Raw genomic sequence first — 18,521 nt, 5'->3', positions numbered from 1 at the left:
CAAGAATCAAGACATGAGAGTCATGATTTAGGACGGTTCTATGACAATTTTATACTATAAAGTGTCCTTGAAACCATTTATCATACGCTGCAATTCTGATAGTTTTTGTTGGAATTGTTCATATGTTTCAGTTTCAATATATGATAATTTAAAAGATACCAGTAACTCTGTCTCTAATTCATAAGCGGATCCAAGTGATATTTCAAGAAAACGTGCAAAATCTTTATTACTTGACTTTGCTGAGCCTTCGGCAATATTAGTAGGTATGGAAACCGCTGCTCTTTGCATTTGAGTAACCAATCCGAAACGTTCAATTTGAGGAAACCTATTGACTAGCCGGTATACATCAGCAACAAATTCCACTGATTTATTCCAAATATCTAATTTTTTAAAATTATGCATCTCAACTTGTCCTTTGTCTTGAATCTTGGTTCTTGATTCTTTTGTCTAAGAAAGCATCACCTGCCCCCCGGTGATCGGCAAAGCCTGTCCTGTCTCACCGCACTGCTCCATCAGGTAAAGTACTCCCTTGGTTACATCTTCGGGCGTGCAACCTTTTCCCATAGGGACTTTAGATAAATAGAACGCTTTCACATCCTCTATCGTTTTAGCTCCCGGCACTTTCCCGGCTCTAAGGTACTGCATGAAAAGCCCGTTTTCGGGATCACTCCAGAGGGGGCCTTCATAGAAGTTTCCCGGACAAATGGCATTGACTTTGACACGGTGTGGCGCCAACTCCAATGCGAAAGACTGGGTAAGCCCGATACCCCCGAATTTCCCTCCCGCATAAGCGAAATTGGCCTTACTCCCTTGCAAGCCGGACTTGGAATTGATCTGGATGATATCGGCATAATAATCGCCCAAAGCATACTTTGTCTGCAACTTCATGACCTTGCTGACCATTTTCGCGCAATAGAAATAGGCGTTGTAATTTATTCTGGTGACAAAATCAAAATTCTCGGGTGTCATATCATCCAGGCCACCGGCCCGAAGCACGCCGGCGTTACTGATAAAACAATCGATTGCTCCAAAGTGACACACCGTCTCGTGGATAAGATTCTCCAGGCTTGCCGTCTCGGCTACGTTCGTTTTCACAAAATAGGCCTTGTTGCTTTTCGCAATACGGTTGAATTCTTCGGCTGTCGCGCGGCCTGCCTCCTCATTCAGGTCGGCAATCACGATATTGGCTCCCTCCTGTAACAGGCATCGGCCGATCCCCTCTCCGAAACCCTGGGCAGCACCGGTAATCACAATGGTTTTATTTTCCGCGCGTCCCCGGGATATCCCAGCCGACACGCTGCGACGATAATTCTCCACCTCCCAGTTGTCGATAAAATCTATCTGCCGCCGCGTCATTGGGTGCGGCCCGCCGAATGAATGTGAAAGATAGGCTACTTTCATCGCGTCTTCAAACACATCCAGAATGATATCGCACTGTTGGGCATTATCACCTGCAGCGACCAATCCAATTCCTTTTATCAGTATCACTTTAGGTTGATAACCCAGTTTCGCCGTAAACGAAGGGATCGCCTTCCGGGCTTCTTCCAACACGGCTTCGGGTGTCTCATCGTTCAGGAAAATAATTTCCGATTTGCAATAAACAATGGCATCGGGAGTAAATGGCCGGGCAATATCCTGCTGTTTGCCGGGATTATCGTAAAAATATTTGATCAGTGCGTTTTTCCTTACCTTCAGCGTTTTCAATCCGCTGCCGGACAGCATCATCCGAAGAGCCGGCAAGATTTCTCCTGTACAACGGCAGGTATCTCTTTCGCCGGTGGGTAACGGCGTAGAAACAGCCTGCTCCAGTGTATGAAGTATCTGTGAATAGATCGACTGCACCTCCGCGATGGTAGGAGCAGCGACAAAAACACCGTGGTTCTGCAACCATATCACCTGGGGCTCCTCGGCGTATGCCGCGCGATACGCTTTAATCCGGTCATACACCTTTTTGAATAGCACATAACCCGGATCAGTATACTCCACATACAATGCCTTTTCACCGAAAAGCCGTTTCAGTTCCGACTCCGCATTTTGAGCGCACATCAATCCGTTCACCGCCGTCGGATGCAGATGTACCACAAAAGGATAGTCAATCACATTGTGCATCGATGTCTCCACCGAAGGGCGCTTCCCTTTGGTAAGGGTGGCTTCGGCCAGATCGTTCTTCACCTGTTCTTCCCGCTCCGTAGAATGCGGACTGTACATTTTCTCCGACATGATTGCGAGTTTGCTCCTGTCAAGCACGGCGAAACCTTCTTCGGTAATCGTTGCCAATGCCGCGCCACTGGCCTTTACCCATATCTTCTCTTTATTCTTGTAGGATGTATTACCGCCACCAGCTATCACAAAACGACTGTCTTGTCCGTAGAACCGTGATATATATATTAAATCCCGTATTCCGAAAATGTCGTTTTCAGGTAGAAAGGTTTGAGAATGCTGTTCCATCTTTATCTTTTTTATATGTGTTCAGTTTCGTTAGCCATTGGATGGGAACCAAAGCGGAGTCATTCAGATATTTTTTGGGGATCTTCAGTTCGAGATGAGCTGATCACCCAAAGCTTCCAGCTCATGCCGTTGAGAACGGGCTGCATGACCGTTCTGATCTATATATCCGTTCAATCCCTGTTTTACTAAATGTTGATGTGCCGCAATGAGGCAAGCCCCTTTGTAATTCATCTCCATAAGCTTTTCGGTCAAAGGTGCGCCTCCCCGGGCAAAAAGTTCAATGGGTTCCATTGCAGGCGTATTATGTTCACTGCCGAAAGTCACCACAAAACCCTGTTCATAAAGATAGGCGGCATATTTTTCCAGAAGCCGGACATCGTTGCGGGTTGTGATAAACTCAACCGAATGCAATCCCCGTTGTGTGAGCTGTTGGGCTACCCGTTCCGGATCTCTCTCAAAATCGGTATAATTTCCATTTGCATCATCCGCTAAAAAGGGATAAGTAGGAATACCACCGGCGGCAATAATGATTTCCTGCACGGTTTCCATCGGCAGGAAAGCGGTGGGTTCCTCAGGAACGAACGCTGCCCCACCCGCTTTCAGCAGGTTGCCCCGGATCTCATTTTCCACGCCGGCAAGGTTTTCCACCGCCGATTTGAGGATCTTTCCCTCAAAGAGCATCTCCAACAATTCCTTTATTTTCGACTCGTCATTACCACACACTTCATAGACATGTATGCGCAACGCTTTTGCCAAATGGCGCTCACGAATTTGTCCTTTGGTCAATTCGCCGGTTATCCGTTTGAAATCAAGTGTGAAACCACATTCTTTCCGTCGAAGCAGGCCGTTCAGTTTGTCGCACATTGCTTCTACTTGTCGGTTGGCCTCATCCCGGACATGGGATAACATTGTTGCATAGGGCTCCTCCAAGCGGAAAGGATATGACAATCCTTTTCCGCTCAGGTAGGTACGCCCCGGATTTGCAGGATCATTCACACGCAGTCCGGCTTTCTGATCCTCCTCATTCAGGCTGATGAATTCGATACCGAAAAGGGGGTAGAGACCTCGCTTATTACAACCATCGGCCCACTCCTGATATCCTTCTGTAGTATAAAAATCGTTGATTCCCACCACTTTCACCTCCTCGGCCACCGCCCTGTCCAATGCATCATTGACATCGGCAAAGGCGCTGAAAGAGTATGGTGTGTGCAGGTGAGCGTTTACTTTCACAACAGCCGGCTTGTTCAATTGGCTCTTCATCGAATAATTAATTAGAATATTTAGTGCTATTCCGATTACCGGATGATTGATCCTCAGATCCTCAGATCATCAAATCCTCAAATCATCAAATCCTCAAATCCTCACATCATCGAATTGTCACATCATCGAATTGTCACATCAACCTAAACACCTTTCTTCGCTCTTCTGATCAGCTCCCCATCGGTAAAGTTCTGTACGGGGATATAATCTTTAAGCGGTTGGATCCGTTCATTGATCATATCCAGGAACCAACTTGGCTGGGGGAAGAAGGATTCTTCCAGCTCATGGGCGGGCGTGATCCAGTTGCGTGAACCCAACACACATACGGGCGCATCGAGCCAATCGAATGCGAGTTGACCGATATTGGCCGCGAGGTCATTAAGGAATGATCCACGTGCGGTGGCGTCACCGGCAACGATGATTTTTCCGGTTTTCTTTACCGACTCCAACACCTTTTCATAGTTGAAAGGCACCAACGAGCGGGCATCTATCACTTCCGCGCTCATCCCGTATTTGTCTTCCAGTTCTTTCGCGGCTTTTAATGCCGGATAGAGGGTATGGCCAATGGTCAGGAACGTAATATCCCTACCCTCTTTCTTCACATCCGGCTCACCAATAGGGATCTCATAGTAACCGGCAGGAACACCTCCTTCATGGAACTGCTCGCCTATATCGTATATACGTTGGCTTTCAAAGAAAATCACCGGATCGGTACCCTGCAACGCGGCATTCATCAATCCTTTGGCATCATAAGGCGTCACCGGGAAGCATACTTTCAAACCCGGGATATGGGCCACGAGCGACGTCCAGTCCTGCGAGTGCTGCGCACCATATTTCGATCCCACCGAGACACGGACAACCACCGGCATTTTCAGCACATTCCCGCTCATGGACTGCCATTTGGGCAACTGGTTGAAAATCTCATCGCCGGCCCGGCCGATGAAATCGCAATACATGATCTCGGGAATCACGCGCCCGCCGCACATGGCGTAACCGATAGCCGTTCCCACGATGGATGCCTCCGAGATTGGCGAATTGAACAGGCGGTGGTAGGGCAATGACTCGGTCAGTCCTCCGTAAACGGCAAACGCGCCACCCCAGTCACGGTTTTCCTCACCATAAGCGATCAGGGATGCATCCTTATAGAAACGATCGATAATCGCCTCGAAAAGAGCATCGCGCAATTGGAACTGTTTCATCTTACTGAACGGCTTCCCTTCGGCATCGAATGCAAAGCGTTCTTTGTTCGCGATCTTCTTCACCCGTGGGTTTTCCTCCATCGGAATCAGCACCTCCGGCTTTTCGTTGGAGAAACTGTCCACCGAACCTTCAGAAAACATCATGTCGCCGATAACATCGGGATTCTCCATCTTGGGTGATATCTCATCATCGATCGATTTGAGGAACATTTCGTATACCAGAGCCCGTATATTGTCGGAGATAGAGTCGAGTTCGGCCTGAGTAGCCACTCCCGCTTCCAGCAACTGTTCACCGTAGCTGCGGATACAGTCCTGCGATTCCCATGCTTCCACCTCTTCTTTGGAGCGGTACGACGAAGCATCGGAGGGCGAGTGTCCGCTATAACGGTAGGTGAGGACATCCAACAGGACAGGGCCTCTCTTTTCTTCGATCACTTTACGTTTACGCTTGTAAGCATCGATAACAGCCAACGGGTTATATCCGTCCACCCGCTCAGCGTGCATTTGTTCCGGGTTGACTCCGGCACCGATACGGGCAGCGATACCATAGCCCATGGTTTCACCACAGGTCTGCCCTCCCATACCATACTGGTTATTCATGATGTTGATGATTACCGGAAGACCGCCTTTCATATCACCTTCCCAAAGTTCTTTGAATTGGTCCATTGCCGCAAAGGTGATTCCCTCCCACACCGGGCCACATGCCATGGAAGCATCCCCGATATTTGCCACGACCAATCCCGGCTTGCGGTTCACCTTTTTGTATAAAGCAGCGCCGACGGCTATATCGCCCGATCCGCCCACGATGGCATTGTTGGGATAGACGCCGAACGGAGTGAAGAAGGCATGCATGGAGCCGCCCAACCCTTTATTGAAACCGGTTTTACGGGCAAAGATCTCGGCCAATGTGCCATATACCAGAAATCTTTTTGCCAGCTCTTTGACCGATCCTTCAAAATCTTTTTTCACGATCTCATAGATCATACCATCAAAAAAATTCTCCATGATATCCATCAGCTGATGGTCATCCAGTTGATGGATGGCAGACATTCCTTTGGCCAGGATTTCGCCATGCGAACGGTGGCTCCCGAAAATAAAATCGTCCACCGTCAGCGTCCAGGCCATACCCACTGCCGACGATTCCTGTCCGATAGACAAATGTGCGGGACCGGGATGATTATAGGGAGTACCGTTGTATTCTCCCTGCGTCTTGATCAGATTCAGCATGGTTTCAAATTCACGGATCAATACCATATCATGGTAAATCGCCTTGAATTCCTCCCTGGTGAAATTCTCTTTTTCATCTTGTACCGTTTTCTGGTACTGGTTGACAGGTATCGGTTGAAACTCCACGAAGCCGGGTTTGCGTGCTTCGATAGGATCTATAAGTTGTACTTTGGGCATTGTTTATCGATTTGTTGATTTACTAATTTATTGATTTGAAGATTATACCACACTCAGAAGTCAAAAGGTATAGAAAATAGAAAATTCAGAAGTTTTAGTTCCAAGTTCCAAGTTCTCAGTTCCAAGTTCTCAGTTCTCAGTTCTTAGTTCTTAGTTCTTAATTCTTAATTCTATAAAAAGACAGTTTCCTTAATAATCTCGCTCACGGTAGGATGCGGAAAGACCACTTCTTGCATCTCTTTCAGCGTCATTTCCTGTTCAATAGCGATACAGGCTCCGTAAATGATCTCGCTGGCGGGATTACCCAGCATATGCACCCCGATCACCTCGCCATGTCTTTCACCGACCAGCACTTTGCACAGTCCGCTTCCGCCCTCGTTTTCAGCGACAAAACGTCCGGCATAAGCCATGGGTAACTTAGCTACCTTATAGGCAATATTTTTCGCCTTGGCCGATTCTTCGGTCTCCCCTACTCCGGCCACTTCGGGATTGGTATAGACCACACCCGGAATGGCATTGTAACGCATGATATCGCTTCTGTCGGTGAGGTTATTCACCACCACCTCTCCTTCGCGACTTGCCGTATGAGCCAGCAACGAAAAACCGGTCACATCGCCGGCAGCAAAAACACCCGGGACATTGGTACGCATCTTTTCATCCACCTTGATACCGCCACGCAACAACTCTACTCCCAGGTTTTCCAATCCGAATCCTTGCGTGACGGGACGACGACCCACACTCAGCAATATCTTTTCACCTTCTATTGTTTCGGTTTTTCCGTCTTTCTCAAACACGACCTTGTGACCATCTACCTGTGTCACCTTTGCGTTCAGATGGAACGTAATTCCTTTCTTTGCATAGATTTCCCGAAGCATGGAGGAAATCTCCAGATCGAGTCCGCCAAGAATTTCCGGAAGCATTTCCACTACAGTAACCCGGCTTCCCAGACTGTTGTAGAAACTGGCAAACTCCATACCAATCACCCCTCCGCCAATAACGACAAGAGATTCGGGCCGTTCGGCCAGTTCCAGTATCTCGCGGTTGGTAACGATGATTTCTCCCGCTTCCCGCAGCCCTGGTATGGGAGGCACGGAGGCTTCCGATCCTGTACAGACCAGGAGATTCTTTCCAATATATTTTTCACCATTACTGGTTATCTCAATCCCCTCCGATGAGCGTCCGTTGATAACGGCTTCTCCCTTTATCACCGTCACTTTGTTGGATTTCATCTTGCTTTCCACACCGAGTACAAGTTTACGCACCACTTTCTTTTTGCGGGAGATCATTTTCCCATAATCAAAACGGATATTATCTCCAAAAACACCATAGAGATCCCCGTGCAAGGCGTTTTCATAGGTCTTGGCACTATAAAGCAGTGTTTTGGTGGGAATACAACCTTCATTCAGACATACCCCACCCATCGCTTTTTTTTCAAACAGTATCACATTCAATCCTTTATGTCCGGCCCGTTCCGCCGCAACATACCCGGCGGGACCTCCACCGATAATCAATAAATCGTACATAATATCTAAAATTTGCCAATGTGGAAATGTGCCGATAAGCTCATGAAACCTATAGAAGCATATTTTCCCATCAATTGTTATACATTTTATTCGCTCCCGATGAACCGGGATCTTCAGCTCAATTCTTTCCGTTTCTATTTAATTGGCAATACTTGTCCCGATTTATCGGGAGTGGCGTATTGAACCACGCTGTGCCCCGTTGAACGTTGTTTGCCTTATTGGCACATTAGAAAATATCCAATTCCAGATTTTCTATTTCTATGGCGATTTGCTTCAGGAAGCGTGTGGCTTCTCCTCCGTCCAATGAACGATGATCGTAAGTAAGACTCAGTCCGATAAAAGGGACAAAAGCGTATACATCGTCACCAATATCTTTTGGACGGGGTACGATGGCATTCACGCCTAGGATAGCCGATTGAGGCAGGTTAATGACCGGCGTGAACATCTCCACGCCATAGTTTCCCAGGTTCGAGACGGTAAATGAACCCGCTTCCGGGGAAAGTATGTCGGGATTCACGCTTCCGTTTCTGCAAGCGGCAGCAATCTCCTTGAACTGTCGGGCCAAACCGGTAATGGACAGATCATCGGCGTTACGTATGACCGGCACCATCAATCCTCTTTCGGTGTCTACCGCCAAGCCAAGATGTATTTTACTGAAATAGCGGATACTGTCACCCAGAAAATGGGTGTTTACATTGGGAAACTTCTTCAACGCCCTGATGACCGAGAAGCAGACCATGTCGTTCAAGGTGATATTGATGTCAAGGCTTCCCTCTTGAAGCATTGCTTTTGCTTTTTTTCTAAGCGCCAATATTCTTCTGGCATCCGCACCCAAATGGTGGGTTAGCTGCGCCGAATTTTGCAGGGAAGCGTGCATGGAACGGGCGATGATCTTGCGCATATTAGATATCTTCCGTTCTTCGAAATCCTTGCAGTAAACATTGTTCACAGGAACGATCAGATCGGAAGCCCGGGCCGTACCTGCAAGCCCCGTTCCGGACGACTGCGGCAGCATACCTTGTTCCGCAGCCAGTTTTTTTGCCAGCGGTGTCATCTTCGGCCGATCATGCAAGACCGCCTGTACATCCTTTTCCATAATACGTCCCTTAGGACCGCTCCCTGAAAGGCGGGAAGTATCCACGGCGTTTTTCTCCGCCAATTTTCTGGCACGCGGGGAAACAGGGCTTCTTCCCGATTGGGCGGTAATGGGGGTCGGACTCTCTTTTTGTTCTTGTTTTTCACTTGTCAAAGAGTCCACGGGTCGGGATTCCATTGACACACCTTTATTCCCCTCAGCCGGCGATTCACGCCCGACCAACAATGAGGAAATATCTTCTCCGGGTTCTCCGATCACCATCATATTTTCCAATACGGGCACTTCATCGCCTTCGCTGTAAAAACATTCGAGAACGACTCCCCCCGCGGGGGCTTCTTCTTCAAACGAAGCCTTATCCGTCTCATAAGAAAATAGTATATCTCCTTTTTGCACGGTATCACCTTTTTTCTTCTTCAGTTCGGTAATGATACAACTTTCCACTGATTGCCCCTGTTTGGGCATGATTACTACAACTGCCATTTATACATGATTTAAGTATGCAAATATAATGAAAACCGGGGGATAAGTCTAATGCGTAGAACTTATCCGAGGCGTATCTTATATTCTATCAATATACATAATTTGACTACCGCCAACTGTGCTGAACTATGCTGACACAAAGATAACATCATCCGGGGTGGAATCCAAAGATAGATGCCGTTAAATTAATAGCCGATATTTTCGGATATGTAAAGATCATTCTATTCATTACAATGAATTGAGCCACACAGAAAGCATCGACAAATATATAGAATTTGCTTTCGCCGCCAATTCAATAAATGATCTTTCATATGTTCTTTTTGATACAATGCTTTATTTTAAAAACAAAACTCATCAGATAAATAATTATCCCATCTCTATTTTGCCGGTGGCTGTAAATAGCATTTCAGTTATAAAAAATTTTAATCCTTTTCTACAGAAAATGAATAGGGGAAATCTGTTTTATCAGTACCCCTCTCTTTATCGGGTGTAGCAGACATTTCAAAATCGAGGGTCGCACCTTTCATTAATCCACTATGTTTCAGATAGTTTTTTGAATAAGGCACTCCGTTTAACTTCATACTCCTGATATAGCAATTTTCATCACTGTTTTCAGGCGCATTAATTACTACCTTATTCCCATTTTCGAGACGGATAGTCGCTTTTTTGAACAAAGGTGCGCCCAACACATATTCATCGCTACCCGGACATACCGGATAAAAACCCAGTGCGCTGAACACATACCAGGCCGATGTTTGCCCGTTGTCTTCATCACCACAGTAGCCATCGGGGGCAGGCAGATAAAAGCGGTTCATCACTTCACGAATTCGAGATTGGGCTTTCCATGGCTCACCGGAATAGTTGTAGAGATAGAGCATGTGCTGAACGGGTTGATTACCATGAGCATAATTTCCCATATTCATGATCTGCATTTCCCGGATCTCGTGGATAACAAACCCGTAATAGCTTTCGTCGAACAACGGTGGGACATTGAATACAGAGTCGAGCATATTGTTAAACTCTTTCTCACCTCCCATCAGGTCGATCAATCCTTGCACATCGTGAAACACAGACCAGGTATAATGCCAACTATTCCCTTCCGTAAAAGCGTCACCCCATTTCAACGGGTTGAACGGAGACTGGAAAGTACCGTCTTTATTCCGGCCGCGCATCAGTTTCGTTTCCTTATCAAACAAGTTCTTGTAATTCCGGCTCCGTTTCGCGAAGACACCTATTTCCGAAGCGGGACGGTTGAGTTTCTTTCCCAACTGATAGATACACCAGTCGTTATAAGCGTACTCCAATGTACGGGCCGCATTCTCATTAATCCCCACATCATAGGGAATATAACCCAACTCATTATAGTATTCATGTCCTAAGCGCCCAGTGGAACGCACGGTAGAATGCACGGTATTGGCTCCATATACTACCGCCTTCCAGAGTGTATCAATATCATATCCGGTAATTCCTTTCAGGTAAGCATCGGCCACTACCGAAGCAGAGTTATTGCCCACCATGCAATCCCGGTGACCCGGACTCGCCCATTCGGGCAGGAAATTACTCTCAAGATAAGTATTCACTAAGCCTTCCTGCATCTTGCTGTTCATTGAGGGAAATACCATATTCAGGAAAGGGAACAAAGAGCGGAAAGTATCCCAAAATCCGGTATCGGTAAACATATATCCCGGAAGCACTTCCCCTTTGTATGGACTGTAATGCAATATGTTACCCTGCGCATCCACTTCGTAAAATTTACGAGGGAAAAGTAAGGAACGATAGAGGCACGAATAAAAAGTGCGTGTTTGATCCGCGGTTCCTCCTTCCACGATAATAGTACTCAGGACCTCATTCCATGCTGCTTTGGCTCTGTCCTTAACAGCATCGAAACTGTCACTATCCAGCTCTTTCAAATTAATATCAGCCTGTTCGTGGCTAATGAAAGAAGATGCAACCCGTGCATGCACTTTTTCGCCTCTCCTGGTATTAAAACCAATTACGGCACCCGTATGATCACTCTTTTTCTCCAATTGACCTGTTTTCAGATCTTGTTCATCAAAAACAGCATGATAACTGAATGGTTTATCGAAAATTATCACAAAATAATTTTTAAAATTATCCGGCACCCCTCCACTGTTTTTTGTGGAATAACCCACGATTTTTCCCTCCGAAGGAATTATCTTCACATAGGAGTTATTATCCAGGGCATCGATCACAACATAAGAGTTATCGTTTTCAGGAAAAGTAAAACGAAACATCGCCGCACGTTCGGTCGGTGTTATTTCCGTAACCACATCATGTTCTGCCAGGTATACGCTGTAATAATAAGGTTTAACCGTTTCGGATTTATGCGAAAACCAACTCGCCCGTTCCTCTTCTCTATAAGAAGGCTTTCCGGTAACCGGCATGATCACGAATTGTCCGTAATCACCTATCCAAGGACTGGGTTGATGGATTTGTTTAAAGCCGTTGATCTTATCGGCATCGTAGGTATATACCCATCCGTCACCCATTTTTCCGGTTTGTGCTGTCCAGAAATTCATGCCCCAGGGAACGGCAATGGCCGGATATACGTTACCGTTGGATAATGAATGTTTCGACTGTGTCCCCATTAAAGGATTGACCAATTCTTCCGGATCATTTGAATTTTCCGCCTTTGCCAAAAAGCTCAGACAAAACAGAGGGATTAATAATAATGATTTAACTTTCATACGATTATATTATTTTCTCTTTTCAGTGTATGGAACCTGAACAATTTGTTAATTTAACGATTTATCGATTTGTTGACTAATAATTATCAAATCGATAAATCATCACATCATTAAATCGACTTATATGCTCGTTTCATCCGTACAATATTTAATAACGGGAATAAGCATACAAAGACAAACAGACAACATAGATTAAACATGCCAAGAGCAGGATCATCCCGGTCATCAGCCCAAATGTATCGTTAAGGATGCCTATCACAGGAGGTATAATCGCCCCACCGCATACGCTCATGATCATCAATCCCGATACCTCATTGGCCCTTTGGGGGAGATAACGCAGACCGGTTGCGAAAATCAGGGGGAACAGCGATGCGCTGAACAACCCTATACAGAAAATGGCTATTTGCCCCGTTACCGGAGAAGACATGAAAAACAACAGCACAAGAGAGGTAACAGATAGAACAGTACAATAAATAAACATTTTATTGCTGGAAATCCAGTTAAGGACAATGGCACTGAGAAAACGCCCGATCATGAGTGCGGCAAAGTAAACACTGATACCGATGCTCGCTTCTTCCTGGGAAACGGCGAACTGAGTTTTCATATAGTTGACTATGTTAGTATTCATTCCCACATCGAACCCGACCATCAGGAAAGTCCCCAAAACCAGTAAAGCAACCCTTTTATCGGCCAACAATTTCAAAGCGCCCGATATACTCGCCCTTTTGGTATCTTTTGTTTCCTCTATTTTTGTTGAAGAAAGCCACAATACAGACACAATAGAAATCGCCAGATATACCCAGTAAATATAGGTCCAATTGCCGAATCGAACCGCACAAAATGCAGCGATAACAGGCCCGAGCATACCGGCTATAGCCTTGACAAATTGTGACAAGGTGAGATTACGGGAAAGTTTATCTGCCGACGACACATCCTGCATTAAGGGGTTGGCAGAGACCTGTATAATGGTATTCCCTATTCCCAGAAAAATGAATGAGCAGAGCATACCGTAATATGAATACCAGACCAACGGAATAAGCATACCTATTCCGGTAAGGATGATTCCCAGGTTAACGGTGTTTTTCTTTCCCTTCTTATCCTGAAAAACGCCTACGGGAATAGACAGTACGGCAAACCAGACAAATATCATCATGGTCAGCATCTGGGTCAGGGTGTCACTCAATTGAAATTCCAGCTTGATATAACCGGTCGCTACGCCTACAATATCGACGAACCCCATCACATAAAAGGTAAAAAAAACAGGGAGTGCTTTCTGAATTGAATTTTTCTTACTCATAATTCGTTTGTTTCATTGATTTGGTTCAAAAACTGCATTGCTTCGGATTCTGTCAATCCGCTTATTTCTTCAAGGGTATGCAAAGCCCCGGACTCTTTTAATCTCTCGTGGAATTCAATATCCGGGGGATACATCTTACCGTTGATATCGGTTGCCTTGAAGCGTAATGCCGATGCCAGAACCTTCGTTATGTTATTATACGGTAGCCCGTTCTTATACGCCGACATCAACGGGATAATGATCCTGTCATCGAATGCCAATTTTCGGGGCAAATCGCACCCGACCCGGAATATAGTATCTCCCAGATTACGATTCGAAAAACGTTCGATCAGGTCATTGATATGCTCCTGCAAATGTACGGAGGAAAAAACACCCGGATGTTCATGTTGCAGTGCGGCGGCACTCTGCTGCATTGCTTCACGCACAAAGGTCCTTATGGATTCATTTTCAAGCACCTCCCATAAAAAAGTACGCTCGGGATGATGTGTATATCCGAGATAGGCAGCCGCAGCATGCCCGAAATTGTGAATAAACAATTTACGATCCACCCAGGCTTTCATGTTCTCTTTCGCTTGCATTCCGGAGATAACGGGGATGGGATTTTTAAATGCTTCCTTATTTACGATAAGTGTGTTGTAAGCCTCTGCATAAACGGAAAGGATATCATTATCCTGATGATTGACAGTGAAAGGCACCATTTTTCCGATACTTGTTTCCACAAGTCCCACACGTTGGTCTAAAGGATAACTTTCCGTGAGGACATCCGTCAATGCATCATGAAGAAACCGATCTGCGTTACGCATGTTTTCCGCCAGTATGATATCGATCTTTCGTCCCGGATATACTTTTTCACGTTCCAGCAATGCACGGGATAGTGTGGGAACGATATGTTTCAGTCCGTTCTTCCCGATGGAAACGGCAAGGATATCGGCGGAGATAATCTCACAGATAACCTTTTCCATGTCCTTACCCTGTACGCCCCGTACATTTTCGACAACAATGGTCTCCGGATTCGTGTCACAGATAAAGACCTTATAAGAATGCTTCTGATTTAAAGCGTCGACAACCTGTTGGTCGATATCAATAAAAACGACTTCATATCCGGAACGACTGAAGAGTTGTCCGATAAATGAGCGCCCGATTTTCCCGGCACCGAATAAAACTAATTTTTTGGGCTTCGCTGTCATCGTTTATCTTCCGTACTCATTACACAGGCAGAAACGTGCGGGTTCATCCTCTATGATTTCCGGATAGCGCCCCAATGACTCATAGAAACGATTATCATTGTTATCATCGTTTACAGTCGACACTTCGCCGACCAGTGCGGGTCCACCTTCCGCCCAGAAAGCGTGATACACATACGGTTCAAAACAGATACTCTCACCCGGTTTCAGGCGAACGATATCACCCGCATTAAATGTTTTCCTCACGCCGTCTATTAATAAAGAAAATCGCTCATTGGTTTTTTCTTCCGTTTGCTTATCGGCTTTCCATAGTTGAATGCAAAGATCTCCCCTACCCCGGTTAATGATGTCTTCCATCTTCTTCCAGTGAAAGTGCATCGGGGTAACCTGCTTTTCTCCGGCAATCATGATTTTTTCACAGTATGTCTTGTAGGGGACACGTGAAGGATACCCGTTACGAACGGTAAATAAGGTCAGTCCTTCTTCGGTGAACCTTCCTTTACCGAAATCGGTAATATCCCAGCCCAATTGGGCCAGCCGTATCTCTTCATACCCTTCACCTTTGGTTTTCCACTCTTCCGGAGTAAGGTATGCCCAGGAAGGCAATTTGAATGAATGCTGTTTAAAAAATTCAATCGCAAAGTCAATGGCATTGTTAATTTCACTTCGTCTCATAATCAATCTGTTTAATAATCAATATATTTTTATGTATTCCTGTAATTCGGTCAGCGGAACCGCTCCTCCTGTACTGTTTTCGCTCAGCAGGTTAAACCTCGCATTCGCATTGGCCAATCGAAGAATATCATGCAATGAAAAACCTTCATGAATGGCAAACAAAGCTCCGGCACAAAAAGCATCACCGGCACCTACCGTACTCTTTATCTCGGATTGGGAAACTTTAAACGCCGGGACAAATAGTTCTTGTCCATCCTTTTGCATGGCGTACCCCCCTTCCGGAAAATGGATCACGACCATCTTATTTACTCCCTGGTTGAAAAGATCTCCAGCAGCTTTAGGCAGGTTTTCCCGGTAAAGCGTATCCTTTTTCCGAAGTACTATATCCGTACAGGCACCGGCTTCTATCTCATTACAGATAAGATAATCTACGTATTTTAAACTTGGTATGACCACACTCCGAAATCGTTCGCCTTGTTCCGACACCACGTCAATGGATATTTCGTATCCTTTTGATTTGAGCATATGCAAGACCTTTGCCGCCACAGTGCCGTACTCCTCATCGAACGAATCCAATTTATCCAACAACAATAAATAGCCCAGATGAAAAATCTTTGCAGGCGATTCCATTTTTTCAAGATCGGGATAATCTAACAGTGCGTTTGATCCCCGATAATGAAAAAAAGTGCGTACCCCGGTCGGTATTTCCGACATCACGTCGGTAAAAGATGTTGTAAGGCCGTAGCGTATCGACATGTATCGGCTGTCGATGTTGTATTTGGCGATTTCATCCATGATGTATTTGCCATCGTCGTCATTACCTACTATTCCTCCTGCCCATAAAGGCATATCAGTTTGCAACCGGGCCAGATTGATAAGCACATTGTGCGAACACCCACCTAAAGCTCTCTCGGCAACAAATTTGATATTAGCTAAATTTCCCCTTTCGGGCCAGACATCTATCATTTTAATATGATCGATAATCCAATTCCCTGCTGAAATGATTCCATTACGTTGCATATTCCCGTTTTTTAATACTTTATTTGGTTATTGATTGATAATCGTTGGAAGATGGCGGGGTATCACTTTCTTTACTTCCCCATTCCAGATTGGGCTTGTCGCCCATTTGCAATTCCATGATACCGCCTTTTGCCAGATCTTCATGGGTAAACCAGCATTTGGACAGGTTGCTACCGTTGAGACTGGCTCTTTGTATATATTTGTTTTCGCCTGAACTATTATGGGCGTTGATGATGAATTGTTTCCCATTGGGTAGATCGATGGTTATCTTTTCAAATACGGGACTCCCTATGTTATAAACCGGAATACCCGCCGTGACAGGGAAAAAACCCATCATTGCAAACACAATAAAGGAAGACATTCCTCCTCCGTCTTCATCTCCTGGAATGCCGAACAGGTTATCCGTGAACCAGGTGTCCAACAACATACGGATGCGTTTTTGGGTTTTCCATGGAGCACCCAGATAATTATACAGGTAAGGAATATGTAATCCCGGTTCATTTCCCATGGCAAACTGTCCTACCAAACCCGATGCGTCCGGTTGTGTGTACCAAAACCTGAATTTAGGAAGACCCAGTTCTTCACGAAACAATTGATCAAGTTTTTCTTCAGCCTGTTTCCGTCCTCCCATAAGGTTAAATAACCCATGCAGATCGTGCTTGGCTGCCCAATTAAATATGTATGCATTATTTTCGGTAAAATATTCCCGACCAGCAAAACGGGGATCGAAAGGTTCAATCCATTCACCATTTTTATCTTTGGGCCAGACAAAACCTTTTTCGACACGAAATACATTTCGATAATTCAATGAGCGGTTTAAAAACAATTCACGGTCTTTTTCATAACCTGCATAACCGGCCATCTGTGCGATACACCAATCGCTATAACTGTTGTCAATAGTAACGGATACACTTTGTCGTTTTTCCCAATCCGGATCTACTTCTTTTACGGTTTCTTCCTCACCGGGCCACAGTCCGGGCATATATCCTTTCTCATTATAAAAAGAATCGAGCGATGTTGCGGGTCCATTATTCCAGGGCAAAAGGGTCGCCTCCAGGGAGCCTTTTTTAATACCCTCATACGCTTTTTCAAAATCAAAATCCCGCAATCCTTTCGCCCAAGCATCCGTCATCCATATAGCCGCGTTGTTACCGGTCATTGCCGGCCAATCACCGAAAACGACCGCAAAAGAAGGCATCCATCCGCTTTGTTCATACATGGTTACATACGAACGGATCCTTTCCTGTGCCATTTCCGGATTAAGGATCATGGATAACGGTTCTAAGGAGATATAATTATCCCACAGCCAATTATCCACATAAAATGGTTTGTCGGATTGATGTACTTTGTGATCGAAAGCACTATAATACTCTCCATATTCATTGATATCGACCATACGTTCATAGCTACGGTACAAAGCAGTATAAAAGACCCTTTTTTGTGCTTCCGTTCCCCCTTCCACATTGACTTGCGACAAAACCTTGCCCCAGGCATTATAAGCAGCCTGTTTGACCTCATCAAAATTCCAGTCCGGAATTTCATTGTATAAATTTTGTTTTGCCTGTTCTACGCTGATATAAGAAATACCGTATTTGAAGCGTACGGTCTTCGCGTTTTGACCGATTTTCAATAATGCCTGTTTCTTTTCATCGTCTTTGTACCGGATATCTTCGATATCCACATCCGTTTCAGCATATAAGTATGCTTTCATCCCCTGAAAATGATCGGTCCCGGTAATCACCCTTTTGCCTACCTGCAATTCTCCTTCACCGTTGAGAATGCCCAAACGAAAAAAATTATGATCATTCTCCCCAAAAGTCATCTGAAAGATCGCACTTCGTGCCGCAGTGGTAAATTCAATCAGATCATTTTTCACTTCCGATGTTACCTGGTAATAATAGGGGGTGGTCTGTTCCGTTTCTATGGTAAACCCCTTGTCCCATAGATCGGATTTACCGCTTACGGGCAGAAACTGAAAAACATAAGCAATCCGGTGGGAAGTCACATTCAAAGGGAAGTAGCGGACCTGGTCATCCAACTGGTCCTTCTTCATCGGATAAGATCTTAGCATGCAATTCGGCAACTGCACGGTAGGTCGTGTAGGTTCAAGTATAAGTCCTACCCCACCGATCGTCGGGTCTACATACGACAGGTTCGGTCGCGCAAAAACTATAGGAGAAATAAGAAACAGTCCTATTAAAATATAAATTCTAAACATAACCTTAAA

General features: G+C 45.4%; 12 protein-coding genes. All 12 read right to left on the bottom strand.

Translation table 11 applies throughout. The features are described from left to right. Nucleotides 1-54 precede the first annotated feature (54 nt). The 12 genes from D7D25_RS08920 to D7D25_RS08865 all read right to left on the bottom strand — a co-directional run bounded on the left by D7D25_RS08920 (nucleotide 55) and on the right by D7D25_RS08865 (nucleotide 18,512). Entirely contained in the window at nucleotides 55-402 is a 348-nt protein-coding gene (locus D7D25_RS08920; RefSeq protein ID WP_122968618.1) for a four helix bundle protein, read from the bottom strand. Nucleotides 403-447: 45 nt separating this feature from the next. Further along, nucleotides 448-2,448, bottom strand: a complete 2,001-nt coding sequence (locus D7D25_RS08915) for an SDR family NAD(P)-dependent oxidoreductase (RefSeq protein ID WP_122968617.1) — start codon at nucleotides 2,446-2,448, stop codon at nucleotides 448-450. Between the two features lie 84 nt (nucleotides 2,449-2,532). After that, nucleotides 2,533-3,708 (bottom strand): PHP domain-containing protein, encoded by a 1,176-nt coding sequence (locus D7D25_RS08910; protein ID WP_122968616.1) that lies wholly within the window; start codon nucleotides 3,706-3,708, stop codon nucleotides 2,533-2,535. 143 nt (nucleotides 3,709-3,851) lie between these two features. Then, nucleotides 3,852-6,311 (bottom strand): thiamine pyrophosphate-dependent enzyme, encoded by a 2,460-nt coding sequence (locus D7D25_RS08905; RefSeq protein ID WP_122968615.1) that lies wholly within the window; start codon nucleotides 6,309-6,311, stop codon nucleotides 3,852-3,854. 170 nt (nucleotides 6,312-6,481) lie between these two features. After that, nucleotides 6,482-7,837: a dihydrolipoyl dehydrogenase gene (gene lpdA, locus D7D25_RS08900; protein WP_221407989.1), complete on the bottom strand. Its 1,356-nt coding sequence runs from the start codon at nucleotides 7,835-7,837 to the stop codon at nucleotides 6,482-6,484. A 223-nt stretch (nucleotides 7,838-8,060) separates the two neighbouring features. Continuing rightward, nucleotides 8,061-9,410, bottom strand: coding sequence for a dihydrolipoamide acetyltransferase family protein (locus D7D25_RS08895; protein ID WP_122968613.1), 1,350 nt, complete (start codon nucleotides 9,408-9,410; stop codon nucleotides 8,061-8,063). 422 nt (nucleotides 9,411-9,832) lie between these two features. Then, nucleotides 9,833-12,118: a GH92 family glycosyl hydrolase gene (locus tag D7D25_RS08890; RefSeq protein WP_122968612.1), complete on the bottom strand. Its 2,286-nt coding sequence runs from the start codon at nucleotides 12,116-12,118 to the stop codon at nucleotides 9,833-9,835. A gap of 148 nt (nucleotides 12,119-12,266) precedes the next feature. Then, the gene (locus D7D25_RS08885; RefSeq protein ID WP_122968611.1) at nucleotides 12,267-13,415 is read right to left on the bottom strand and encodes a sugar MFS transporter; all 1,149 of its coding nucleotides are present in this window, start codon (nucleotides 13,413-13,415) and stop codon (nucleotides 12,267-12,269) included. Continuing rightward, on the bottom strand, nucleotides 13,412-14,602 hold the full coding sequence (locus D7D25_RS08880; RefSeq protein WP_122968610.1) for a mannitol-1-phosphate 5-dehydrogenase: 1,191 nt from the start codon (nucleotides 14,600-14,602) through the stop codon (nucleotides 13,412-13,414). The genes D7D25_RS08885 and D7D25_RS08880 overlap by 4 nt, the downstream gene beginning before the upstream one ends. Nucleotides 14,603-14,605: 3 nt before the next feature. After that, on the bottom strand, nucleotides 14,606-15,274 hold the full coding sequence (locus D7D25_RS08875; RefSeq protein ID WP_122968609.1) for a D-lyxose/D-mannose family sugar isomerase: 669 nt from the start codon (nucleotides 15,272-15,274) through the stop codon (nucleotides 14,606-14,608). An 18-nt stretch (nucleotides 15,275-15,292) separates the two neighbouring features. After that, nucleotides 15,293-16,294, bottom strand: coding sequence for a carbohydrate kinase family protein (locus D7D25_RS08870; protein WP_122968608.1), 1,002 nt, complete (start codon nucleotides 16,292-16,294; stop codon nucleotides 15,293-15,295). 19 nt (nucleotides 16,295-16,313) lie between these two features. Beyond that, the gene (locus D7D25_RS08865) at nucleotides 16,314-18,512 is read right to left on the bottom strand and encodes a GH92 family glycosyl hydrolase (RefSeq protein ID WP_122968607.1); all 2,199 of its coding nucleotides are present in this window, start codon (nucleotides 18,510-18,512) and stop codon (nucleotides 16,314-16,316) included. Between the last annotated feature and the right edge of the window lie 9 nt (nucleotides 18,513-18,521).

This window comes from Proteiniphilum sp. X52, from assembly GCF_003712195.1.
Lineage (GTDB): Bacteria > Bacteroidota > Bacteroidia > Bacteroidales > Dysgonomonadaceae > Proteiniphilum.
This window is presented reverse-complemented; position numbering and strand designations above follow the sequence as displayed.